18 protein-coding genes and 1 pseudogene are annotated in these 23,903 nt (G+C 48.6%); 10 read left to right on the plus strand and 9 right to left on the minus strand.

Annotated features, from left to right (window positions below; genetic code table 11):
* Positions 1 to 4: 4 nt before the first annotated feature.
* From ICN24_RS06945 to argH, 3 genes are read right to left on the minus strand one after another with little or no spacing between them, the layout of a single operon-like run.
* On the minus strand, positions 5 to 1,534 hold the full coding sequence (locus ICN24_RS06945) for a TRAP transporter large permease subunit (protein WP_216222421.1): 1,530 nt from the start codon (positions 1,532 to 1,534) through the stop codon (positions 5 to 7).
* Positions 1,531 to 2,082 (minus strand): TRAP transporter small permease subunit, encoded by a 552-nt coding sequence (locus ICN24_RS06950; RefSeq protein ID WP_216222422.1) that lies wholly within the window; start codon positions 2,080 to 2,082, stop codon positions 1,531 to 1,533. The genes ICN24_RS06945 and ICN24_RS06950 overlap by 4 nt, the downstream gene beginning before the upstream one ends.
* Positions 2,083 to 2,087: 5 nt before the next feature.
* Entirely contained in the window at positions 2,088 to 3,506 is a 1,419-nt protein-coding gene (gene argH, locus ICN24_RS06955) for an argininosuccinate lyase (protein WP_216222423.1), read from the minus strand.
* 55 nt (positions 3,507 to 3,561) lie between these two features.
* Here argH and hemC point away from each other — a divergent pair, with 55 nt between their 5' ends.
* A complete protein-coding gene (gene hemC / locus ICN24_RS06960) occupies positions 3,562 to 4,527 on the plus strand; it encodes a hydroxymethylbilane synthase (protein WP_370623121.1) in 966 nt (321 codons plus the stop codon).
* 18 nt (positions 4,528 to 4,545) lie between these two features.
* The gene (locus ICN24_RS06965) at positions 4,546 to 5,370 is read left to right on the plus strand and encodes a uroporphyrinogen-III synthase (protein ID WP_216222426.1); all 825 of its coding nucleotides are present in this window, start codon (positions 4,546 to 4,548) and stop codon (positions 5,368 to 5,370) included.
* Here the strand turns inward: ICN24_RS06965 and ICN24_RS06970 are convergent.
* A complete protein-coding gene (locus tag ICN24_RS06970; protein WP_216222428.1) occupies positions 5,363 to 5,935 on the minus strand; it encodes a chorismate lyase in 573 nt (190 codons plus the stop codon). The two genes, ICN24_RS06965 and ICN24_RS06970, sit on opposite strands and share 8 nt — an antisense overlap.
* 2 nt (positions 5,936 to 5,937) lie before the next feature.
* Positions 5,938 to 7,458: a DEAD/DEAH box helicase gene (locus ICN24_RS06975; RefSeq protein ID WP_216222430.1), complete on the minus strand. Its 1,521-nt coding sequence runs from the start codon at positions 7,456 to 7,458 to the stop codon at positions 5,938 to 5,940.
* A gap of 252 nt (positions 7,459 to 7,710) precedes the next feature.
* Between ICN24_RS06975 and leuE the strand changes: the two genes are divergently transcribed.
* Positions 7,711 to 8,388, plus strand: a complete 678-nt coding sequence (leuE, locus tag ICN24_RS06980) for a leucine efflux protein LeuE (protein ID WP_216222431.1) — start codon at positions 7,711 to 7,713, stop codon at positions 8,386 to 8,388.
* Here leuE and ICN24_RS06985 read toward each other — a convergent pair whose 3' ends face one another.
* Entirely contained in the window at positions 8,389 to 9,786 is a 1,398-nt protein-coding gene (locus ICN24_RS06985; protein ID WP_216222432.1) for a coniferyl aldehyde dehydrogenase, read from the minus strand.
* Between the two features lie 50 nt (positions 9,787 to 9,836).
* On the opposite strand from ICN24_RS06985, the gene msrA reads away from it, so the two are divergent.
* On the plus strand, positions 9,837 to 10,409 hold the full coding sequence (msrA, locus tag ICN24_RS06990; RefSeq protein ID WP_216222433.1) for a peptide-methionine (S)-S-oxide reductase MsrA: 573 nt from the start codon (positions 9,837 to 9,839) through the stop codon (positions 10,407 to 10,409).
* Here the strand turns inward: msrA and pdxH are convergent.
* A complete protein-coding gene (pdxH, locus tag ICN24_RS06995) occupies positions 10,406 to 11,041 on the minus strand; it encodes a pyridoxamine 5'-phosphate oxidase (protein WP_216222434.1) in 636 nt (211 codons plus the stop codon). The two genes, msrA and pdxH, sit on opposite strands and share 4 nt — an antisense overlap.
* 22 nt (positions 11,042 to 11,063) lie before the next feature.
* On the opposite strand from pdxH, the gene ICN24_RS07000 reads away from it, so the two are divergent.
* The 6 genes from ICN24_RS07000 to ICN24_RS07025 all read left to right on the plus strand — a co-directional run bounded on the left by ICN24_RS07000 (position 11,064) and on the right by ICN24_RS07025 (position 19,007).
* Positions 11,064 to 11,819: a ThiF family adenylyltransferase gene (locus tag ICN24_RS07000; RefSeq protein ID WP_216222435.1), complete on the plus strand. Its 756-nt coding sequence runs from the start codon at positions 11,064 to 11,066 to the stop codon at positions 11,817 to 11,819.
* A gap of 259 nt (positions 11,820 to 12,078) precedes the next feature.
* Positions 12,079 to 13,461 carry an amino acid permease gene (locus ICN24_RS07005; RefSeq protein WP_216222436.1) on the plus strand — a complete coding sequence of 461 codons (1,383 nt, stop codon included), beginning with the start codon at positions 12,079 to 12,081 and terminating at the stop codon, positions 13,459 to 13,461.
* Between the two features lie 12 nt (positions 13,462 to 13,473).
* The gene (gene ald / locus ICN24_RS07010) at positions 13,474 to 14,592 is read left to right on the plus strand and encodes an alanine dehydrogenase (protein WP_216222438.1); all 1,119 of its coding nucleotides are present in this window, start codon (positions 13,474 to 13,476) and stop codon (positions 14,590 to 14,592) included.
* Positions 14,593 to 14,697: 105 nt separating this feature from the next.
* On the plus strand, positions 14,698 to 15,273 hold the full coding sequence (locus ICN24_RS07015; RefSeq protein WP_216222440.1) for a TMEM165/GDT1 family protein: 576 nt from the start codon (positions 14,698 to 14,700) through the stop codon (positions 15,271 to 15,273).
* 44 nt (positions 15,274 to 15,317) lie between these two features.
* Positions 15,318 to 17,933, plus strand: coding sequence for an aminopeptidase N (pepN, locus tag ICN24_RS07020; RefSeq protein WP_216222442.1), 2,616 nt, complete (start codon positions 15,318 to 15,320; stop codon positions 17,931 to 17,933).
* Between the two features lie 75 nt (positions 17,934 to 18,008).
* The gene (locus ICN24_RS07025) at positions 18,009 to 19,007 is read left to right on the plus strand and encodes a class 1 fructose-bisphosphatase (protein ID WP_216222444.1); all 999 of its coding nucleotides are present in this window, start codon (positions 18,009 to 18,011) and stop codon (positions 19,005 to 19,007) included.
* A 65-nt stretch (positions 19,008 to 19,072) separates the two neighbouring features.
* Here ICN24_RS07025 and cphA (ICN24_RS07030) read toward each other — a convergent pair whose 3' ends face one another.
* A complete protein-coding gene (gene cphA / locus ICN24_RS07030; protein WP_216222446.1) occupies positions 19,073 to 21,643 on the minus strand; it encodes a cyanophycin synthetase in 2,571 nt (856 codons plus the stop codon).
* Positions 21,644 to 21,655: 12 nt separating this feature from the next.
* A pseudogene (gene cphA, locus ICN24_RS07035) lies at positions 21,656 to 23,836 on the minus strand (cyanophycin synthetase); the annotation flags it as partial.
* Positions 23,837 to 23,903: the final 67 nt, after the last annotated feature.

The following is a 23,903-nucleotide window of genomic DNA, read 5'->3' on the forward strand; positions in this document are numbered from 1 at the left end:
GATATTATTTGCCCGGTTTGTCCAATTGGAAAGTCACAGGGGCATCTTCATCAACTTTGCTAGGTGCTTCAGGCTTGTTTTCATCGCCACCAGTGAAATTGAAGTCTTGGCTTTGCACAACTGCCGCAGGCTTATCTAGGAAGGTGGTCACTAGAGCTGGAAAAGCCATAACTACGACAACCATCACCAACTGCAGCCCTACCCAGGGTAGGGCGCCCCAATAGATGTCACTACTTTTGACTTCTTTCGGGGCTACGCCTCGAAGGTAAAAAAGGGCAAATCCAAAGGGTGGGTGCATAAAGGAGGTTTGCATATTGACGCACAGCATGACGCCAAACCAGACCAATGCGGCGCTAGCAGCTGCTTGAGGGTTGCCATTCATGGAATCGAGCAATACTGGTGACAGTAGTTTCACGGCAACTGGCGCAAGCATCGGGACCACGATAAAAGCAATCTCAAAGAAATCGAGGAAGAAGGCAAGGAAAAATACAAAGAGATTGACGACAACTAAAAATCCAATCCAACCACCAGGAAGGTTTGAAAAAAGCTCCTCAACCCAGCGACCACCATCGACCCCTTGAAACACAACAGAGAAGCAAGTTGAACCAATCAAAATAAATACCACCATCGCTGTAATGCGCATCGTGTTTTGATAGGCTTCTTGTATCAACCCCTTCAAATTGGGAATGCTTGCTCGGCGTATCCAGGCTAGCAGTAGCGCACCCATGGCGCCCATCGCGCCTGACTCGGTTGGCGTAGCAATGCCGGCCATGATGGTGCCTAGTACTAAAAAGATGAGCACTGCAGACGGAATGATGCCCATGAGGCATTTTTTCCAGAGCGCCCAACCTTTAAGGGTGAGATCACTTTCGGGTACGGGTGGTAAATAATCGGGTCGGATGCGCGATAAGGAGAAGGTATACAGGGCAAACAATGCGATCTGCAATAGTGATGGACCCCATGCACCCAGGTACATACTGCCAACGTCTGCGCTACCGCTTTGGGTTTTGAGTTGGTCTGCCAAGACGATTAAAACGAGCGAAGGCGGTACCAACTGGGTAATCGTTCCGGAGGCTGCTAAAACGCCCGTAGCGTAGCGCATGTTATAGCCATAACGCATCATTACGGGCAAGGAGATCATCGCCATTGCGATCACCTGCGCAGCTACTGTGCCCGTAATGGCACCCAGAATAAAGCCAACGATGATGACGGAATAGCCTAGGCCACCACGAATGCGCCCAAACAGTTGACCCATGGAGTCCAGCATCTCTTCAGCAAGGCCGCAGCGCTCTAGGATGGCACCCATAAAGGTGAAGAAGGGGATTGCCAGCAAAAGATCATTGGCCAGTACGCTACCAAAGATCCTTTGTGGAATGGCCTGCAAAAAAGACATACCAAAAAAGCCTTCCGCCATAGCAATTGCAGAAAAGAATAAGCCCGCAGCCATCAATGAAAAAGCTACTGGAAAGCCAATCAACATAAAGATGACTAGGCCACCAAACATGAGAGGGGGGATCCACTCTAATGGAATCATTGCATCGGCTTTTCGTAATGAAGGTCTTCGGCGGGCAAGGTAATTTCACCTTTTAATGCGCCGATGCGTTTAATTATTTCTGAGATCCCTTGTAGACTCAACATGAAAAAACCAAACGGCACCACAAATTTAATTGGGTAACGCGCAAGACCACCTGAGTTCAGAGAGCCCTCCATAACCAACCAAGAGGGATAAAAGAGTGTGGTCCAAGAAAGCCAGCAAAAGAGTAAGCAGGCAGGCATTAAGAAGCAGATTAGCCCAAATAGATCAACCCAAATTCTGCCGCGGTCAGACAAGTGGGAATAAATCAGATCAACGCGAACATGCTCATTGCGTTTAAGGGTATAAGAGGTACCCAGCATTACTGCTGCACTAAAGAGATACCACTGGAGCTCTAGCGGCCAGTTATTGCTAATATCAAAGCCATAGCGAAGTAGGGCATTCACGGCAGAGACAACGCAGGACAACAAAATCATGACACTGGCTGCTTGGCCTAGCCATTGATTAATGCGATCAATGCCCTTGGAGAGCTTAGTCCAGAACCCCATGCGACTTAGAGGTCTGCGCGACCCCGTTCAATTGCAGCAAGCACTTGAGCTGGGGCGGTACCACCAGCATGCTGGCGAGACTGTACAGAGCCATCTACTGTCAGCAAGGCAAAGACATCATCGCCAATCAGTTCAGGGCGATTATCTAGTCCGCAAGCAAAGCGCAATTCAGAAAGACTCAAGTCGGTTAGCATGCAGTTTCTGCCAACGCAAGCTTTCACGGCGTGGGCCACTGCTTCGTGAGCATCGCGGAATGCCAGGCCTTTTTTGACGAGATAGTCGGCCAAATCAGTAGCGGTAGCGAAACCTTCTTCTGCAGCAGCTTTCATGACATCGGCTTTGACTTCAATATGGGGAACCATATCGGCGAAGATGCGCAGCGTATCTTGTACAGTATCAACCGCATCAAATAATGGCTCTTTATCTTCTTGATTATCTTTGTTGTAGGCCAGTGGTTGGCTTTTCATTAGCGTCAGTAATGAAATCAAGTCGCCATAAACGCGACCGGTTTTACCGCGCGCCAATTCAGGCACGTCAGGATTTTTCTTTTGCGGCATGATGGAGCTGCCAGTGCAAAAGCGGTCTGGCAGGTCAATAAAGCCAAAGCGTGGACTTAGCCAGAGGACGAGCTCTTCCGATAGACGGGAGACATGCATCATCAAGATAGAAGCAAAGGCACAGAATTCAATTGCAAAGTCACGATCTGATACTGCATCTAAAGAGTTGTTGCAAATGCCATCAAAACCCAGAATCTTGGCGACTTGTTCGCGGTCAATTGGGTAGGTAGTACCAGCCAATGCAGCAGCACCTAAAGGTAAGCGATTAAAACGTGCACGCAAATCCGCTAAACGGCTTGCATCACGACTAAACATTTCGTAGTAGGCCATTAAGTGGTGCCCAAAAGTAATCGGTTGCGCTACTTGGAGATGGGTATGACCAGGCATGATGGTTGCGGCATGCTTTTCAGCAAGATCCAATAGGGCAGTGCGCAAAGTTTTTAAAGTTGTCGCAATTTCATCTACGCTAGCGCGCAACCATAGACGCAGATCAGTAGCAACTTGATCGTTACGTGAACGACCAGTATGCAAACGCTTGCCAGCATCACCAACCAACTCTGTGAGTCGAGCTTCAATATTCAGGTGCACATCTTCTAGTGCTAATTGCCACTGAAACTCACCCGCTTCAATTTCCGCTTTGATTTGCGTCATACCCTTTTGAATGTCAGCTAAATCTTGCGCGCTGATGATTTTTTGGGTGGCCAGCATTTCGGCGTGAGCCAGAGATCCGGCAATATCAACCATGGCGAAACGTTGATCAAAGCCAATAGAGGCTGTATAACGCTGTACTAGTTCGTCAACGGGTTCGGCAAAACGGGCCGACCAAGCTTGGGCTTTGTTGGCTAGGGAATTTTTAGATGAGCTCATAAACACAGTATATTGGTGTAGGTCTTTGATTATTTTAAATGTTATGCCCCAAATCCTGAATTCTTCGCCTTCTTCTGCCGCCCCCGACGCCCCAAAGCGCTTGGTTATTGCGTCCCGTGAGAGTCGCCTAGCCATGTGGCAGGCGGAACATGTCCGAGATTGCCTAAAAAAGCTCTATCCACAGTGTGATGTCCAGATATTAGGCATGACTACCCGGGGGGATCAAATTTTGGATAAAGCCCTCTCAAAAGTGGGTGGTAAAGGCCTTTTTGTCAAAGAATTAGAAGCCGCCCTAGAAGATGGTCGAGCTGATTTAGCAGTGCACTCTTTAAAAGATGTGCCCATGGTCATGCCAGAGGGTTTTGAGTTGGCCTGCGTGATGGAACGTGAAGATGCAAGGGATGCTTTTGTATCTAACGACTACGCCAGTCTGGAGGATCTTCCCAAAGGTGCCATTGTGGGAACGTCTAGTTTGCGTCGTGAGTCTGTGCTCCGTGCCCGCTTTCCCCATTTAGAAATTCAGCCTTTGCGTGGGAACTTAGATACCCGGATGGGTAAGTTGGATCGCGGCGAGTATCAGGCGATTATTTTGGCTGCTGCTGGACTAAAGCGTTTAGGTTTGGACGGTCGCATTCGTGCTTACCTTCCTTATGAACCTTACACACCTGCAGCAGGTCAGGGTGCGCTGGGAATTGAGACTCTGATTGAGCATCCTCACATTAAGCAATGGCTTGCCCCTTTGAATGATTTACCGACGCTATATGCTGTTTCGGCTGAGCGCATGGTTTCACGTCAGCTCGGCGGCTCCTGTGAGGTGCCCTTGGCTGCACATGCCACTTGGAATCAAGAGCAAATGCAGATTCGCTCCTTTGTGGCCAGCACTGACGGCAAAGCGATTTGTCTGGCGAGCGGAAGTGGCCCAGTGCATTCTGTTGCCCAGGCCGAGGAACTAGGTCTCAAAGTAGCCGATGACTTGCTTGCCCAGGGTGCAGCAGAGTTAATTCCAAAAATTGCCAAATAATTCGACATACTCAGCGCAATGAGCATCAAATCGATCGTCATTACTAGGCCAAGCGGTCAAGCGCGCCAGTTGATTGAGACGCTTTCACGTGCGATCGAGTTCAGTGGTGTAGCAAAACGCAGTCTGCCGCAAATTCTATCTTTGCCTTTGCTAACCATCGTTCCTAAAGATGATGAGCAGTTGGCTGATCACATTGCCAGTGTTTTAAATAATGCGGATCTCGCTATTTTTGTCAGTCCTAATGCGATTGAGAGTGTGATGCGTTTGTTAGAGCGAGACTGGCAAGATTTTTCTAAGAAGATTATTCCCATTGGTGTCATGGGCGGTAGCAGCCGTTTGGCCTTAAATAACCATGGAATTGGTCAAGAAGAGAACCCTACGCCGATTTGGATTCCGAATAACAATCAGCATTGGGATTCGGAGGGTTTGTGGCAGGAGCTTCAAGGATTAGGGTGGGACTGGTCAACTAAGAGGGTGGTGATCTTTAAAGGGGAGGGTGGTCGCGATTGGTTGGCTGACACTCTGAGCAAAGCTGGCGCAACAGTAGAGGCGATTTCTACCTACTCGCGTATTCCGCTCGATATCGATAATCCTGCATGGCAGGCCATCCAAGAAATGGATTTTTCTAAATCGCTCTGGCTGCTCACCTCTTCAGAAGCCGTAAGGTATTTGGGTAAGGTAGCAGCAGATCAATTTGCCCAAAACTTGAATGTGGCAAGTGCTGTATGCCCACATCACAATATTGCTGATGCAGCAGAGCAGATTGGGTTTGGGGAAGTCTTCACTACAGAACCAGGTGACGAAGCCTTAATTAAGGCTGCACTAGCCTGGCTGATTATTTGATTTTGTAATTTAGCAGCGTCGGCAAAAATATTTCATTCACTAGGATAGGGTGCCCCTTTAATCGGTAAAGGGTGCGACGTGCCCATAGAGGAGACGTAAGGGCTAAATTATTTTTTGCACATTTTCTCCATAGCGCATTCGTTTTATCTAAGCGCGCAATGTCGCGCGGTGGCTTTGCCTTGGAGTGCATCCGGGTTTTGGCAAAGAGAACGGCTCCCAAGGGCTTGGTACCGAGGCGCAGGATGCCATGATTGCTGCCACTAGAGCTTGTCGTTGGAATGACGCTATGCGCCATGACTAAAGGAATGCCTTTGGCGCACAGTAATACTTCGCGCACACGGCAGCGTCTAATCTTGAAATGAAAATAGCGACTCTCGTCGCTATTTAAGGTTTGAGGGCCATCGCGCAAAACCTGAACTTCGAGTTTTTGCCCAATCGCCTGCTCAATTTTTTGAGTTAAAGAACCGGTATCGCTTAACCAGGCTTGCCACTTGCGCGGTGCCCGGTGAATTTCACCGGAACCGACTCGATTCCATGCAGAACGGAGACGATTACGGTGAGCCATTCTTAGCTGCCGCTAAAGTTACGACGTTGACCGCCAGACTTTGGCTTAGCAAAGCGAGGGCCTGCTGGACGTGAATCACCAGAACGAGTCGGACGTGAATCCGCGGAACGTGCAGGACGAGAGTCAGCAGAGCGTGCAGGACGTGAATCACCTGAACGACCACCAGCATTACCGCCGCCAGAACCGCCGCCGCCAAAGCGAGACTCGGAACGTGCGCCGGAGCCATAACGACCACCACCGCCACCAGAGCGATTACCGCCAAAGCCGCCGCCAGAGCGACCACCAGGACGACCACCGCCACCGCCAAAACTTGGCTTGGCTTGTGGCTCAAGGCCGGCAATTACAGAAGCAACGATATCTTGCTGTGTAAAGCGCTCGATATTGCGAATCTTGGCGCGATCACGATGTTCAACCAAGGTGATAGCAACACCATTGCGACCAGCGCGACCAGTACGACCGATGCGGTGCGTGTAGTCCTCTGGTTTCATTGGCAAGCCAAAGTTAATAACGTGGCTAATACGTGGCACGTCAATACCGCGAGCAGCTACGTCAGTGGCTACCAAAATCTTGGTGTGACCCTTACGTAATGACTCTAGGCGACGCATACGCACCGCTTGAGGCATAGCACCGTGTAAGGCGGTTGCTTCATAGCCGTTCGCACGTAATGTATCTGCAATTTTTTCGCTCTCAACTTGAGTGCTTGCAAACACAACCGCTTGATCCAAATCGGCATCGGCCAAAATGTGCTCAAGCAATTTATGCTTATGTGACATGCTGTCAGCCCAATGCAATTTCTGTTCAATGTTGGCATGTTTTTCACCTGCATGAGCAAGTTCAATACGCTTGGCATCTGTCGTCAACTCATTAGCCAAAGACATAATCTTTGGTGCAAAAGTTGCTGAGAACATCAATGTTTGATTGCGTCCAGCACAGCGTTTATCAATCGCCTCGAGATCATCCGCAAATCCCATGTCGAGCATACGATCTGCCTCGTCAATCACGAGCTGTTTAACATCATCTAAGCGAATTGCTTTGCTATCGCACAAGTCGAGTAAGCGACCTGGGGTTGCAACAACTAACAATGCACCTTTCAATGCTTGGATTTGCTTGCCATACGGCATGCCACCCATCACAGTAGCAATACGAATACCTTTCATACCGCGCACTAAGTTCACTGCATCGGCGGCAACCTGTTGAGCCAATTCACGAGTAGGGCAGAGCACCAACACTTTAGGTTGTGCACGACCTGGTACAGGTGAGTTGTTCGGGTTGTCCTCGATCAGCTGATGAATCATCGGCAATAAAAAGGCTGCGGTTTTTCCGCTACCAGTTTGGCTGCTGACTAATAAGTCACCGCCAGCGAGGGCTGCAGGAATAACCTGAGCTTGCACGGCAGTAGCCTGGGTAAAACCCAATTCAGCAACGTTTTTAAGAAGTGAGGCCGCTAGGGCGAAATTCTGGAATTCATTTCCAGTGCTCTTGGAGTCTTTCAACTCGTGTTTAGTTCCTTTAGAAAAAGTCATGCTATTACACATCCCCTTTAAGGGATGTCTCCGTATGTTGCACCCATAGTTTTTTACAGGGTGCGATGGTCAAAGGCATCGACCATCAGACAAGCGGCAGCGCGTTTTTGGAACTTTGGTGTTTATGACTTCTAAACGGTACGCTGAAATAGAGCTGGGGGGCGATGAATCAAATTGCTTAAAAAAGCCTCTCACTATAGCAGTTTGAGGCACTAATTACAAGGGTTTTCCCGAATTAATTATGATGTAGCTATGGAATGGTTCACCTTCAGCCTCTTAGCGCCTTCAAACGTCGGAATTGTGGATTTTTCAAGCTATCTGCTCGGGACTTTGTTCGTGATTTTGTTACCGGGGCCAAACTCACTCTATGTATTGACCATAGCAACCCAACAAGGTTGGCGTTCTGGTGCTTGGGGTGCGGCCGGTATTTTTATTGGCGATTCAATTTTGATGATTGCTGTTGCTCTTGGTGCTGCTTCATTGCTCATCTCTTCCCCCGTACTATTTCAGTTTGTCCGTATTTTGGGCGCAATCTATTTGGGGTGGATGGGGCTAGGCTTATTACGTAGCGGTCAACAGCGCTGGAGGACGAAATCTCCTGTGGGTGCATATGAGTTGCAGGCACGCTTAACGCAATTACATCCGCTATTGGCAGCGCTTTCTCTGTCGCTAACCAATCCCAAGGCCATCTTCTTCTTTATTGCTTTCTTCTCGCAATTTATCGCGCCTGATGTTGCGCAACCAGCGCTCACTTTTATTTACCTAGCAACAGTCTTGCAGCTGATGAGCATGACTTATCTGGCGATACTCATCTTTGTAGGGCAATTTTTTGCTCAGGTTTTTAAGCGCCATCACTGCCTAACAGCGGGTTTATGGACATTTGCCGGATGTCTTTTTATTGCCTTTGCCATAAGACTGGCGCTTGTTTAGTTACTTCAGACGTTTTACAAGGCGCTCAACTTTTTTGCTATACGGTGGGCGAACCGGTTTTGTGCCCTTTAGGAGATTGGTACCCCAGAAACCATGAACGTCTAGGATGGATTTTTGGTGACTGAAGGTGTCAAAACCAGCTTTGCCATGATAGCTACCAAAACCGCTGGCTCCAATGCCGCCAAACGGAAGTGTCTCGACAGTAGCATGCAAGAAGACGTCGTTAATGGTCACCCCGCCTGAGCATGTTTCTTGTAATACTTTCTGCAGCTGTTTTTTATCTTTACCAAACCAGTACAAGGCAAGGGGATTAGGTCGGCAATTGATGTACTCAATGGCGGATGCAGTATTGCTGATTGAAACAATTGGCAAAATGGGTCCAAAGACTTCTTCATGCAGTACGCGTGCTTCTGCTGGTACGTTCAAAAGAGCAACTGGTTCAAAACGTCTGGCACCTGCACCTGGGTTGTTGAGGAGTGGAACTGCTTTGGCACCACGATCGAGCGCATCGCTTAGTAGATGCTGCCAATACTGCAGTTGTGCTTCATCAATGGGGCCTGTGAGCTCTTCGGGGTTGCTAAATTGGGTTTGGGCTGCTGTTTGTAATTCCTCAATCAATTCAGATTGACGACCGCCTTCAATCAAAACGTAATCAGGGGCGATGCAGGTCTGACCGCCATTGAGGAGCTTGCCGTAAATAATGGCACTTGCAGCATCTTTCAGTTTGGCTGATGGGTCAATCAGGGCTGGTGATTTACCACCCAACTCTAATGTCACTGGAGTCAGGTTTTCGGCAGCAGCGCGCATCACTTTTTTACCAATTGCTTCAGAACCGGTAAAGAGAAGATGTGCAAATGCCAATGCTGCAAATTGCTCAGAAATATCTGGGCCGCCTGTCGTGACACTAAATTCACTAGGGTGGAAGTACTCTTGAATCAGGCTTGCCAAAAAGCCTGAGGTACGTGAGCTGCGCTCTGAGGGCTTGAGCCATACTCGGTTTCCGGCTGCAAAAGCTGCGATAGCAGGAACGAGCGCTAACTGTATTGGGTAGTTCCATGGGCTCATGATGCCAACCACCCCGATAGATTGACTCTCAATCCAAGCCTGCGAAGCGCCGAGTGAAGAGGGTGTTTCCATTTGTGCTGGCTTCATCCACTCTTTGAGATGTTTGCGAGTGTATTTACAAGCCTGATACACCATTTGAAATTCAGCTAGGCGCGTTTCGATTGGGTGGCGTACACCAAAGTCTGCGATCAGGGCTTTGCACAGCTTTTCCTCGTTAGCCTCAATCATTTTCTCAATGCGGCCAATACGCTCAAGCCTCACCTCTAGAGTTGGATTTGCTTCGGCAGCATAGGCTGCTTTGATTTCATCAAGTTGGAGGGTAAGGCGATTCATAGTCTATTTAGAAGTTGGCAGGCATTGGAATAAGGCATTAGGATAAAGCTATGAATGAAAACTTAGATAAAAACTCAGCTCTGTTAGAGCGCGCAACCCTTGGCGGCGGCTGTTTTTGGTGTCTTGAAGCTGTTTATCAGCAAATTCAAGGGGTTAAAACTGTTGTTTCGGGTTATGCCGGAGGCGCTCGACCTAATCCATCATATGAGTCTGTTTGTACCGGGGTAACAGGGCATGCAGAAATCGTGGATATTGTGTTTGACCCGCAGATCGTCTCTTTTCGGGATTTGTTGGAGATCTTCTTTGTGATTCATGATCCAACCACCCTCAATTACCAGGGAAATGATCATGGTACGCAATACCGTTCGGTCATCTTTACTCATGGCGAGGAGCAAAATCAGATTGCTCATGAGGTAGTGCAAGAGTTAGAGTGTGCCAAGATTTACGCTAACCCGGTTGTGACGCAAATTGAACCGGCGCCAACTATCTATCCTGCAGAAGCGTATCACCAGAATTATTTTCAGCAGCACCCAAATCAAGGGTATTGCGCAGCAGTGGTTGCTCCGAAGCTCGCTAAATTTCGAGCAAAATTTAAATCGCTGATTGCAGCCCCCTATGCTTAAGGTGCCAAGCGATTAATCCTCCATTGATTGTTATTCCATTGGTAATGGATGCGATCATGAAGACGAGAGGGACGTCCCTGCCAGAACTCTACTTCGGTAGGTCGCAAGCGATAACCACCCCAGTGTGCAGGTCGTGGCGGCGCCTCTCCAAACTCTGCTTTAAAGCGCTTCTCAGCTTCCTCTAGGAATTCACGATTTGGAATGGCTGCGCTCTGTGGGGATGCCCATGCACCAATTCGTGAGGCAGGTGGACGAGAATGAAAGTACGCATCACTTTCTGCCGGGCTGACGCGTTCTACAACGCCCTTAATGCGCACTTGACGTTCTAACTCATGCCAATGAAAAAGAAGGGCCGCTTCAGGGCGAATAGCCAAGTCCTTGCCTTTTTGACTCTCATAATTGGTGAAAAAGCTAAAACCGTTTTCGTCTGCGCCTTTTAGTAAGACAATACGGGCTGATGGATTGCCTGCTTGGTCGGCTGTAGCCAAGGTCATAGCATTTGGTTCAGGACATTGCGCCTTTACGGCCTGATCAAACCAGAGTTGAAAGAGCGGCAAGGGACTGTGGGGTACCTCGGTTTCTAAGAGCTGACCAAAGGTATAGTTTTTGCGAAGTTGAGCAATCGAGTCCATTTATTCAGTATAAAGAGATGTTATGGCAGAAGACAAGATGGAAGAGAGCGTATTAGAGCGACGTTTTGGTGGGGTTTCTAGACTCTACGGTGCCGATATGCGCGCTCGTTTTCAAGACGCGACTGTGGTTGTGGCTGGTCTTGGCGGTGTTGGTTCGTGGGCGGCAGAGGCACTGGCGCGCACCGGCATCGGACATCTTGTCTTGGTCGATTTCGATCACATTGCAGAAAGCAATACCAATCGTCAGCTGCATGCGCTTGAAGGTCAATATGGCATGGCAAAAGTGGCAGCGATGGCCCAACGTATTTTGCAAATCAACCCCGAAATTCGGTTGACATTATGTGATGAGTTTTTAGAGCCAGAAAATCTCGATCGTCTGATTCCGGCAGATGCGCTAGTTTTAGATGCGACCGATTCAGTGCAAACAAAAATAGCCTTATCGGTTTGGGCACGAACTAATGATCGAGTGCTTGTCATGTGTGGAGCGGCAGGCGGCAAGACCGATCCCACTTCAGTGCGCTGCGATGATCTTTCTCGCACTGAGCAAGATGCACTCTTAGCAAAAGTCAGGCAGGGTCTACGACAAGACCATGGATTCTCTCGCAATCTAAAACACAAAATTGGTATCCGAGCGATTTACTCTCATGAGCCTAGAGCTGGCGCATCTACCGGCGGCCTAGCTTGCTCTGGCTATGGTTCCACGGTGATGGTAACTGCTGCATGTGGAATTGCTGCTGCTGCCGAGATTTTGAATCTGATTGGACAGTCGGGCTGTTAAGGGATTTGCTCCTAACATTTTCTCAATAGGGTTTTATTTCATCAGGGGATTCCCTGTAAGAATTTACTGATTCTGTTGCAGTCAAAAATTTCTATGTAATCGATTATCAGTCTTCATTGCCTATACCTGCTGAAGTATTGCTGCACTTTTAATTGATTGGTTACTTTAGGTACTTTCTTCCTCTAGTAGTTCTATTGAGTCCTCCATAGACTCGGTGTCGTTGGTAATTCTCCAATGACATCTTGAAAGGAGGTCTCTTTTGCAGACTGAACAAACTGGCTTAAAGCGCCATCTCAAAGTAAGACACATTCGTTTGATGGCTTTAGGTTCAACGATTGGCGTTGGACTATTTTTAGGCTCCGCAAGTGCAATTCAAATTGCTGGACCTTCTATCTTGCTGGGCTATTTGCTTGCAGGCATTGTCGCCTTTATCGTTCTGCGAACTCTTGGCGAGATGGCGGTTCATGAGCCAGTAGCCGGCTCGTTTGCCGCTTACGCCAATAACTATGTTGGCCCACTAGCAGGTTATATGGTGGGCTGGGGATATTGGACCTATTGGATTGTGGTCGGCATTGCAGAAGTGACGGCCGTCGGCATTTATATGGGCATTTGGTTTCCTGAAACGCCGCAATGGGTATGGGCACTATCTTCCATTGTGATGATGGGGATGATTAATTTAATTGCCGTAAAAGTATTTGGTGAATTTGAGTTTTGGTTTGCACTGATTAAGGTGGTAGCAATTGTTGCGATGATTGCTCTTGGAGGCTCAGTGATTTTGTTTGGTTTTACAAATGACTGGCAGCCGATTGGCTTAAGCAACTTATGGCAGCACGGCGGGTTCTTTCCAAATGGCATTAGCGGGATGTTGCTCTCTTTGCAGATGGTCTTATTTGCCTATGTTGGTATTGAGATGATTGGCCTATCTGCGGGTGAGGCCGAAAATCCTAAGAAAACTATACCGATGGCCATTGATTCCTTGGCGTGGCGTATTTTGATTTTCTATATGGGTGCAATCCTAGTGATTTTGGCCATCTTCCCCTGGAATCAAGTGGGTCAAGAAGGCAGTCCTTTTGTTGTGATGTTTGAGCGCATTGGTCTGCGCGAAGCAGCAGGACTGATCAACTTTGTAGTGATTACTGCCGCTCTGTCATCTTGTAATGCTGGCATCTTCAGTGGCGGTCGTCTCTTGTATTCCTTATCTAGCAATGGCTATGCGCCAGCACCCTTCGCCAGGCTGTCTAAGCACGGTGTCCCTCACCGCGCAGTGATGGCAACGGTAGTGGTTTGTATGTCTGGCGTTGTGCTCAATTATTTTGTTCCAGATAAAGCTTTTCAATATGTTATGGCTGCCGTGACATTTGTGGGTCTGATGGTATGGATTGCCATTTTGATAACGCAAATGAAATTCCGTCGGTCTCTTACCAAAGCGCAAGTAGCCCAGTTGGGTTACCGCGCACCTTGGTGGCCTTATTCCTCATGGTTTGCTCTGGCATTTATTGCTTTAGTGGTGGTCTTAATGGGCTTTCATGAGGATGCACGGATTGCATTGATCTTGGGTCCGTGTCTCTTGGGCGTGTATCTGGTGATGTTTTATATCGCTGGATTACATCGCAAAACAAAAAACCGTCGTGAGTTTATTTAATAGGAGAACAGTATGATTATTGGTGTTCCACAAGAAGTAAAAAATAACGAGTTTCGCGTGGGCTTGACCCCTGGTAATGTCAGGGGACTATGCCAACAAGGGCATTCAGTACTGATTCAAAGAGGGGCTGGTGCAAAAATCGGGTTAAGTGATGAGTCCTACCGCGAAGCGGGTGCCTCTTTGATCAATAGCGCTGCAGAAGTGTTTCAAAAAGCGGAGATGATCGTCAAGGTCAAAGAGCCGCAAGCGCAAGAATGTGCCATGCTGCGTGAAGATCAAATTTTGTTTACCTACTTGCATCTTGCTCCAGATCCACAGCAAACCAATGCACTCCTTCAGTCTGGTGCCACCTGTATCGCCTATGAAACAGTGACCGCGATGAATGGTGCCCTCCCATTATTAGCGCCCATGAGTGAGGTGGCTGGTCGGATGTCGATTCAGGCGGCTGCAACCCATCTTGAAAAAACGCATGGTGGCTTGGGTGTGTTGATGGCGGGAGTGCCGGGTGTGTCGCCGGCGAAGATAGTGATCTTAGGCGCTGGGGTGGTGGGACGTAACGCATTACAAATTGCGGTTGGCATGGGTGCAGATGTTTGCATCTTCGATCGTGATATTGAGCGCTTACGGCAGATCGATATGCTCTACGGCAATCGGGTACGCACTTTTTATTCCGATAGCTTATTGGTAGAGCAAGAGGTTTGCGAGGCTGACGTGGTTATTGGCGCTGTTTTATTACCGGGAGGTGCGGCCCCCAAACTGGTAACTCGGGAGATGGTCAAAAAAATGAAGGCTGGATCAGTGGTGGTGGATGTGGCCATTGATCAAGGCGGCTGTTTTGAGACCTCAAGACCCACTACCCATGCGGACCCTACCTTTGTGGTGGATGGAGTCTTGCATTATTGCGTGGCCAATATGCCAGGAGCGGTAGCGCGCACTTCTACTTTTGCACTTACCAATGCTACCTACCCATTTGTAGAGGCCTTGGCCAATCGTGGCGTGATGCAAGCACTGACAATCGATCATCATCTTCGCAATGGTCTGAGTGTGCACAAGGGTATCTTGACATCGCAGCCAGTGGCGCAGGCACAGGGCTTGGATTTTTCCCATCCTGAGACGCTATTAGTGGCATAAGCCCGATGTATCAGTTTTTGTAGTCCTAGCAATCGATAGTCACACTGAGGATTTACACTATCCCCAGTGTGATCAATCGCTTGTATTTACTGGAGCTGCAAATTCATGGATTTTCCTGCTTTAACGCTTTCGGCTGGAGTGGTTGCTCTTGCCGAGATGGGCGATAAAACCCAATTACTTTCTTTAATGTTGGCAGCGCGCTATCCCAAGCAAGCGCTAGCGATCATTGCCGGTATTTTGATTGCAACGATTGCCAATCATGCTTGTGCCGCATTATTGGGCCATTGGCTCATGACCTTAGTATCCCCCGATGTAATGCGTTGGATTTTGGGTGCGAGCTTTTTGGGGATTGGTTTATGGCTTCTGGTTCCCGATCATATTGATGACGCTGCCGACTCCAAAGTAGCTGATAGAGCCTTTCAGGTCTTTTTGCTGACGGTTGTGCTGTTCTTTTTGGCGGAGATGGGTGATAAGACTCAGATCGCTACCATCGCCTTAGGGGCTCGCTATGACGATGTGGTTTCAGTCACGATCGGCACCACAATAGGGATGATGTTGGCAAATGCGCCGGCGGTTTGGATAGGGCAGAAGTTTACGCAGCGCATGCCGATCAAATGGGTGCATGCCGTTGCAGCGCTCACGTTTATCGCCATTGGGCTTGCCACCTTAGTTTGGGGCTAATTTCGGCCTGGGCGAGTCTAGTGCCTAAGACTTAAAATAAGGCTATGAAAACAGATCTGCCCCAGAGCTTTCGTCGGCTCGAATATCGCCCTCCCGTTTATACCTTTGACCAGGTCGAACTAGATATTGCTTTAGATCCAGCGCGCACGATTGTCAAAAGTCGTATTGAAGTATTGCCTGGAAAGAGTTTTGAACCAGGAGCTCCCTTGGCGCTGGTTGGTCAAGATTTAGAGTTTGTGAGCTTACGTATCAATGGCGAGGCTCATCGTCATTTTGAGTTAACCCCAGAAACCTTAAGCATTCATTCTCTGCCCAATGAGGGGCAAGAAAAATTCATTGTTGAAATTATTTCAGTTTGCGCACCAGATAAAAATACTACTCTGATGGGCTTATACGTATCGAATGGAAATTTCTTTACGCAATGCGAAGCTGAAGGCTTTCGGAAGATCACCTATTTTTTAGATCGCCCTGATGTTATGGCACGTTACCGTGTGACTCTCCGGGCCCGTGAAGAAGAGTGCCCTGTATTGCTCTCGAACGGCAATCTCGTAAAAGAAGAAAAGCTTCCAAATGGATGGCACAGCGCTACCTGGGAAGATCCCTTTCCGAAGCCTTCTTATCTGTTTGCGCTAGTAGCCGGCAAGCTGAAATGTATTGAAGAGACCATTACGACCAGTAGTGGCGCTCAGAAGTTGTTGCAGATCTGGGTAGAACCCCATGATCTTCAGAAAACCCGTCATGCAATGGACTCCTTAATTGCTTCGATTCATTGGGATGAAAAGCGCTTTGGCTTGGAGTTAGATTTAGAACGCTTCATGATTGTGGCGGTCAGCGACTTCAATATGGGCGCAATGGAAAACAAGGGTTTGAATATTTTCAATACCAAGTTTGTCCTAGCTCAACCTGAAACGGCAACAGATGCCGATTTTGCTAATATTGAAAGCGTCGTTGCGCATGAGTACTTCCATAACTGGACTGGCAATCGCGTGACCTGTCAGGATTGGTTTCAGTTATCCCTCAAAGAAGGCTTGACAGTATTTCGGGATCAGGAGTTTTCTGCTGATCAAATGGGTAGCGAGTCTGGCAGGGCGGTGAAACGAATTGAAGATGTTCGCCTATTGCGTCAATTGCAATTTCCAGAGGATGCGGGTCCGATGGCCCATCCCATCCGCCCAGATGAATACCAAGAGATCAATAATTTTTATACCGTAACTGTGTATGAAAAGGGTTCTGAAGTGGTGCGGATGTATCAAACACTACTTGGTAAAGAAGGTTTTCGTAAGGGGATGGATCTCTACTTCAAGCGCCATGACGGTCAAGCTGTCACTTGCGATGACTTTTTGGCGGCGATGGCCGACGCCAATGGGCGAGATCTGACTCAGTTTAAAAATTGGTATAGCCAGGCCGGCACACCACGCGTCAAGGTGGAAGAGCAATATGACGCTGCTAAAAAGCAATATCACCTCACGCTTACTCAGACTTGTGCGGCTACGCCTGGCCAGACTGAGAAAAAGCCTTTTCATATTCCACTAAAGATGCGCCTCATTACCTCTGCCAATGATCAGGCAGAGCAGTTATTGGAGTTAACGCAGCCGACTCAGTCATGGATCTTCGACCATATTGCCGAGCGACCAGTGCTATCGATTAACCGTGATTTTTCGGCTCCCATCCATTTGGATTTTGCTCAGAGCGAAGCGGATCTCTTGGAGATGTTCTCCAGCGATAACGATCCATTCAATCGCTGGGAAGCAGGGCAGAAGTTGGCTATGCAAATGATTTTGAATCAACGCTTGCCAGATGCCAAGCTCATTGAGGCTTATCGCAATCTCTTGCTCGATGCCCAGCTTGATCCTGCTTTTAAAGAGTTGGCCCTGACGCTTCCAGCAGAAACCTATCTATATGAGCAGTGTGCCAGCGTTGATCCACAGCAGATCTTTGTGGCACGTCGGGCGTTTCGAAAAGAAATTGCTCAGCAGCTACAACTCGAATGGGCGGCCCTGTACCAGCAAAATCAAACCCCTGGACCATTTAAGTCTGATGCAGTAAGTGCAGGCAAGCGCGCTCTCAAAAATTTGGCATTAAATATGCTGCTTGAGGCTGATGTGAAGACTTGGGCTCCAATGGCGCTCAATCAATATCAAATTGCTGACAATATGACTGACCGTTATGCGGCACTCTCAGCTTTGGTCTTGCATGGCGCCAAAGCGGCAAATGAATGCTTGGCAGATTTCTTTAATCGTTTTGCAGATGATGCCTTAGTCATTGATAAGTGGTTTGCTTTGCAGTCTAGTCGTCCACCCGTGGATGGGCTTGAGTCTACCTTGAGCGATGTCAAGCGCTTACGCGAACATCCCGCCTTCAAGCTGAATAATCCCAACCGCGCTCGTAGCGTCATTCATGCTTTCTGTGCAAATAATCCGGCGAGCTTTCATCAGGCTGATGGCAGTGGGTATGACTTTTGGGCGGGAAGTGTCTTAGCCCTCGATCCCATTAATCCTCAGGTAGCTGCTCGCTTAGCCAGGGCACTAGATCGCTGGCGCTTGTTTGCACAGCCTTACCAGGACAAGATGAAGGTTGCCTTAGAGCGGGTTGCGGCTTGCCCAAGCCTCTCTCCCGATGTCAAAGAGGTCATTGGTAAGGCTTTGGGGGCTGATTTTTAGTCTTCTGAGAGAACAAGGCAAAATAGAGTCTATTGAACAGACTTAGTCTATGTAGAAATCATCGGAGAGATCGTTTTGTCTTCTAATACCCATATCAATTTCAAGCAGTATTTGGCAAGCGCTAAACCTAAGGGTGCGGCTGTGCCAGTAGGCCTGCAAGACTTGCTGACTGCTGTAGTCAATACCTGCTCTACGCTTAGTCATGAAGTGGCGCAAGGCGCTTTGATTGGTTTGTTGGGTTCGGCGGGTACTGGTAACGTTCAGGGTGAGGTTCAGCAAAAGCTCGACATCATCGCGAATGACCTATTGATAGACGGTGTAAAAAATTGCCAATCACTTGCCGGCTTAGCTTCTGAAGAAATGGAATTGCCAGTTCCAGTTCAGGGTACTGGTGATTATTTATTGTTGTTCGATCCGCTGGATGGTTCATCCAATATTGATGTCAACGTCTCTATCGGCACGATTTTTTCTATCCTGAAAAAGCAAGATCCCCAGGCACCATTAGAAACGGCTGATTTTTTATTATCTGGTCGACATCAGGTGGCAGCAGGATACGTGGTCTACGGTCCACAAACAACGATGGCGCTCACGATGGGTGATGGCGTGGTGATGTTTACCTTAAACAAAGTCACGGGTGAGTTTTTATTAATTAAAGATGCCGTCACGATTGCCCATTCCACTAAAGAATTTGCGATCAATATGTCGAATATGCGTCACTGGGCAGATCCTGTGCGTCGCTATGTAGAAGAGTGCCTGGCTGGAGTGGGTGGCGCTCGTGAAAAAGACTTCAATATGCGCTGGATTGCTTCTATGGTTGCCGATGTGCATCGCGTTTTATCACGCGGCGGTGTTTTTATGTATCCATGGGATCAGCGTGAGCCTCACAAGCCAGGCAAATTGCGCTTGATGTATGAAGCCAACCCGATGAGTTTCTTGGTAGAGCAGGCTGGTGGTGCATCCACCAATGGCAAGGAATTGATTATGGATTTGCAGCCTACAGATTTGCATGAGCGTGTTTCTGTCATGCTCGGATCGAAGGAAGAGATTGATCGCTTACAGCATTACCATGCCTAAATTCGATGATCACCCAATAAAAAACCCAATCAGCTGATTGGGTTTTTTATTGCCCACAGAAAAAATTAAGGCTGCACTTTTTCTTTTAAGTAGGCCAAGGATTCTTCTACTTGATCAATTAAGATTAAGCAGATGTCGCCTTCAGACAAATCGTTTAAGGCGGTATCAATTGCCAAGAACTCGCCATGAATTTCTTTCACTTGTTTTGCTTTAGTCGCCCCGACCAAACCTTCTTGAAGCAGCTTTAATACTTCACCATCTTCACGACCACGCTGACAGGCATCTTGATACAAAATCACATTATCAAAAGCATTACCCAGAATGCGAGTCAAATCACGAATATCTTCATCACGGCGATCACCCGCACCGCTAATGACAACATGGCTTTTCTTGGGCTTCATCGCATCAACGGCGCTGGTTAAGGCGCGCATTGCATCGGGATTGTGGCCATAGTCAGCAATGACCGTGGCACCTTTGTGTTTGAACTGGTTAAACCGTCCTGGCACAGCATTAGCAGTACTCTCAAAACTATGTAAGCCGCGAGCAATTTTTTCCGCATCAAGACCCAAGGCCCAGGCAGCACCGATGGCGGCCATCGCATTTTCGATTTGGAAGCCCAGGACGCCATTTTGGGTTAATGGAATCTCGCTGACGGGGAAGCGGTACATGACGCGCGAGCCTTTGGATGCAACGATATAGGTGCCATCAAAGTAAATCACTTTTTTATTCTTGGCGCGGTGCGCAGTAATAACAGGGTGATGTTGGTTTTGAGCAAAGAAGATGACGCGGCCAGAGCACTTATCACCCATTTTTGCAACCATGGGGTCTGCCGCATTGAGTACAGCAGCGCCAGTCGGAGCCACGTTTTGCACGATGACGCGCTTGAGAATCGCCAAGTCTTCAACACTAGTGATGTAGTTCAGGCCCAGATGATCGCCTTCGCCGATATTGGTCACCACGGCAACTTCACAGCGATCAAAACCAAGACCTTCCCGCAGCAAGCCGCCACGGGCGGTTTCAAGAACGGCAGCATCCACATCTGGATGCATCAAGACATTGCGAGCACTCTTGGGTCCACTGCAATCGCCGGTATCAATGAGTCGATCGTTGATATAGACGCCATCTGTGCCAGTCATGCCGACGCGTAGACCAGTCTCTTTTAACAGGTGGGAGATTAAACGCACAGTAGTGGTTTTGCCGTTTGTGCCGGTGACTGCTACTACTGGAATGCGGCCATCTTCGCCTGGTGGGAACATCATATTGATGATGTCTTCACCTACAGGACGGCTTTTGCCGAAGGATGGCTTTAAGTGCATCCGCAAGCCAGGGGCAGCGTTGACTTCCACAATACCGCCACCTTGCTGTTCAAGTGGCTTATAAATGGCCTCGCACAAGATATCGACACCGGCAATATCTAAACCAATCATTTGCGCAGCAGCAACGGCACTAGCAGCGACATCTGGATGAACATCATCTGTTACATCGGTCGCAGTGCCGCCAGTGCTAAGGTTGGCATTGTGACGTAATAAAACGCGCTCACCCGTTTTTGGAACATATTGTGGAGTAAGGCCATTGCTTGCCAAGTGGGCGAGGGCAATGTCATCAAAGCGAATTTTGGTTAATGCAGTGGCATGACCATCGCCTCGCAAAGGATTTTGATTTTCTTTTTCTACGAGTTCAGCGACCGTAAGTTTGCCGTCTCCAACCACTTGCGCAGGTTCACGACGCGCGGCAGCAGAAAGGCGATTGCCCACCACCAAGAGACGGTAGTCTGCGCCAGGGAGATAGCGCTCAACAATCGTTTCACGACCAAAACCTTGGGTAACTTCAAAGCCAGCGCGTACTTCCGCTTCCGTTTGAATATTGGCAACAACACCTTTGCCTTGATTGCCGTCTTTTGGTTTGAGCACAATCGGGCCGCCAATCTTTTGTGCGGCACGCCAAGCATCATCAGCGGTCGTCACGACCTCGCCGATAGGAACGGACACCCCAGCAGCGGCTAGGAGGTTTTTGGTTAGCTCTTTGTCTTGGGCGATGGCTTCAGCAATCGCACTGGTATCACTGGTTTCTGCGGCCTGAATACGCTTTTGTTTGCTACCCCAACCAAATTGCACCATGCTGCCTTCAGTCATGCGGCGAAAAGGAATATTGCGTTGGACGGCAGCGTCAACGATGGAGCCGGTGCTGGGTCCTAAGCGAACATCTTCATATAACGCTTCCAGCTCAGAGAGTGCTGCTGCTAAATCAAACGGCGCATCATTAAGGGTGGCTTGAATCAAGGCAAAACCAAAGTCAAAGGCCATGCGACCAACAACTTCTTCAATGTATTCCACAACAACTTGATACACACCGTCATCCACTGTTTGCACTGTACGACTGAAAGTCACAGGGCAGCCAGCTTGTGCCTGCAGACCTAATGCTGCATGCTCAAGCGCATGTGCAAGGGAAAGCGGCTCAGTGAGCCCACCGCGACGCATGCTTCCTAGTTGTGGAAAGCGTTCCCGAATCTTGGTTTCAAATTGAGGGATAGAGTCAATAGAGCGCTCTGAGAATTCACAAGAGACAATCGCTTCTAGTGCGGTATGGCGGCTCCATAAATTGGGTCCGCGCAACATACGAATACGGGTGATTTCCAATTAAGCCCCTGTTGCAGTAGCGAGATCTGGCACGAAGGTTTCTGCACCAGCTTCAATAACATTAAACGGTATATCTAAAGCCCACGCGGCGGCTATGGCAGCACCCAAGTTCATGGCCTTCCAAGGGGATGCGCTATTCGATTCAGAATGCCGTGGAACTGGAATAGATTTTTGATCCAACTTGCCAGACTTAAGGGTGATTTGCTGTTTACCAATCAGGACTGCGCGCCCACCATTCTGCAAATGGGTTTTGACGATCTCGGAATCGGGATGTTCGCTAAAGAAAATGACTTCACCATCGCACAGTTCCGCCATCTGAATACACATCGCATCATCGGCATTGAGAATGCCAACACCCGTTGGTAGCACTACATCAATTTGGGTACGCACCACACTAAACACTTGGTCTTCATCGTAAATAGCGTATTGCGGAAAATTTGCTTTGGGGTCTACATTGAGAACTACACCGACTTGGCAACGATCGTATGCCAGACCTTCAATCAACATCGATAGATGATTGTTTTCAATCACAGCGGCTTCTACAGCGCGATTGAGTAGGGTGCGACGTGCATTTTCCCAATTAGAGGCATTGGTATTCGGAATGGCGCGATTGCCAAAAAATAAACCCTTGCTGCAAGATAGGCCAACGTAAACATTGGTTAAGCGCAAGAAATGGGCAATCATTTCCGCAACCGGAGTCTTGCCTTTTTCGCCGCAAACGCCAACGAGTGGAATGCGGAAATCTGCGCCAGGAGGGAAGAGGTGCGCTGCTATTTCTTTGCCAACGGGCTGGGGTTTGCCGCTTGCGGGCTTTAAGTGCATCAAAAGGCCAGGGCCGGCATTTACTTCCACAATGGCGGCATTTTGCTCTGCCAGGGGGCGGCCAATATCTTGCGCAACCAAGTCAACACCTGCAATTTCTAGGCCCACTACCCGAGCAGCCAAGGCTACTTGGCTAGCAACGTCAGGATGCACCAGATCAGTAACATCAAAAGCGACGTTGCCATTGCTTTGAATGAGTACTTTTTGATCAAGTGCAGGAATGCTGGTGCCAGTTAATTTTTGGCGGGCCAGTTCCAATTCAACAGCAGAGTCTATGCGCACTGGATTAAGTGGATGCTCTTCTGCGGTGCCGCGACGCGGATCTGAATTAATCTGAATCTGAATGAGTTCATGAACAGTATGTTTACCGTCACCTGTGACCCAAACAGTTTCACCTTTGGCAGCAGCAACTACCTTATTGCCGACCACCAATAGGCGATGTTCATCACCAACAATATGGCGCTCTACAAGCACTTCGCTACCTTCATCAATGGCTACTGCATAAGCAGCTTCAATTTCTTGTTGTGTGTAGAGGTTTATAAATACACCGCGACCATGATTGCCATCAATTGGTTTAACAACCACTGGTAAGCCGATATCTTGCGCGGCTTCCCAGGCGTCATCTGGGCTGGTCACCGTTCTACCCTCTGGGGTTGGAACGCCAGCGCTACGCAATAAGCTTTTAGTCAGATCTTTATCTCGAGAGATGGTTTCGGCAATTGCACTAGTCTGATCGGTTTCTGCAGTCCAGATACGGCGTTGTTTGGCGCCGTAACCCAACTGCACTAAATTACCTTCTGATAAACGAATGGACGGAATGCCGCGCTCTTCCGCTGCATTAACAATGCAAGCTGTACTCGGACCTAATAAAAGATCGTCACCTAGCTCACGCAGGTTCTCAATAATATTTTGAACTTGTGCAACACAATCTTGATTGTCTTGCGCTAAAGCAAGATAGAGATCACGTGCATATTTGAGGGCAGTCAACGTTACTTCTTCGTTGATAGCGCTGACCATCACTTTGTAGACGCCACGACGATCGCCGTCACGAGCTTTGCCAAATCCACCAGGAATGCCTGCCAAATTTTGCAACTCTAATGTGAGGTGCTCCATGATGTGCGCTGGCCAAGTGCCTTCTTCCACGCGTTTAAGGAAGCCGCCCGTTTCTCCGTAACTGCAACGATGCTCCACCAGACTGGGGAGGGCTTTGACCAGACGCTCATAAAAGCCGGGAATCAGATTGGAGGGGTAGTCCTCCAAATCGCCAATATCAATCCAAACCTCAATGACGGGGTGGTAAGTCCACATATTGGGGCCACGGAGATGCTTAACGCTCAGGATCTCGATGGATTTATCTAGTAATTGGGGCATGGATGGGGGTTAAGAAGGGTCGACGCCGGTAAGAAAGGGGGTGGCGCGGTAGACGGTCTCTGTTTCT

It is taken from the genome of Polynucleobacter sp. UK-Kesae-W10, assembly GCF_018881575.1.
Lineage (GTDB): Bacteria > Pseudomonadota > Gammaproteobacteria > Burkholderiales > Burkholderiaceae > Polynucleobacter.

Bases quoted from the DNA above. Each gene is read 5' to 3' on its own strand.
- ICN24_RS06970 (WP_216222428.1), bottom strand. From the start codon at position 5,935: ATGGCTCACCGTAATCGTCTCCGTTCTGCATGGAATCGAGTCGGTTCC.
- argH (WP_216222423.1), bottom strand. From the start codon at position 3,506: ATGAGCTCATCTAAAAATTCCCTAGCCAACAAAGCCCAAGCTTGGTCG.
- pdxH (WP_216222434.1), bottom strand. From the start codon at position 11,041: ATGGACTCGATTGCTCAACTTCGCAAAAACTATACCTTTGGTCAGCTC.
- ICN24_RS06950 (WP_216222422.1), bottom strand. From the start codon at position 2,082: ATGGGGTTCTGGACTAAGCTCTCCAAGGGCATTGATCGCATTAATCAA.
- leuE (WP_216222431.1), top strand. From the start codon at position 7,711: ATGGAATGGTTCACCTTCAGCCTCTTAGCGCCTTCAAACGTCGGAATT.
- msrA (WP_216222433.1), top strand. From the start codon at position 9,837: ATGAATGAAAACTTAGATAAAAACTCAGCTCTGTTAGAGCGCGCAACC.
- ICN24_RS07000 (WP_216222435.1), top strand. From the start codon at position 11,064: ATGGCAGAAGACAAGATGGAAGAGAGCGTATTAGAGCGACGTTTTGGT.
- ICN24_RS07015 (WP_216222440.1), top strand. From the start codon at position 14,698: ATGGATTTTCCTGCTTTAACGCTTTCGGCTGGAGTGGTTGCTCTTGCC.
- ICN24_RS06975 (WP_216222430.1), bottom strand. From the start codon at position 7,458: ATGACTTTTTCTAAAGGAACTAAACACGAGTTGAAAGACTCCAAGAGC.
- ald (WP_216222438.1), top strand. From the start codon at position 13,474: ATGATTATTGGTGTTCCACAAGAAGTAAAAAATAACGAGTTTCGCGTG.
- pepN (WP_216222442.1), top strand. From the start codon at position 15,318: ATGAAAACAGATCTGCCCCAGAGCTTTCGTCGGCTCGAATATCGCCCT.
- ICN24_RS06945 (WP_216222421.1), bottom strand. From the start codon at position 1,534: ATGATTCCATTAGAGTGGATCCCCCCTCTCATGTTTGGTGGCCTAGTC.
- ICN24_RS06965 (WP_216222426.1), top strand. From the start codon at position 4,546: ATGAGCATCAAATCGATCGTCATTACTAGGCCAAGCGGTCAAGCGCGC.
- ICN24_RS06985 (WP_216222432.1), bottom strand. From the start codon at position 9,786: ATGAATCGCCTTACCCTCCAACTTGATGAAATCAAAGCAGCCTATGCT.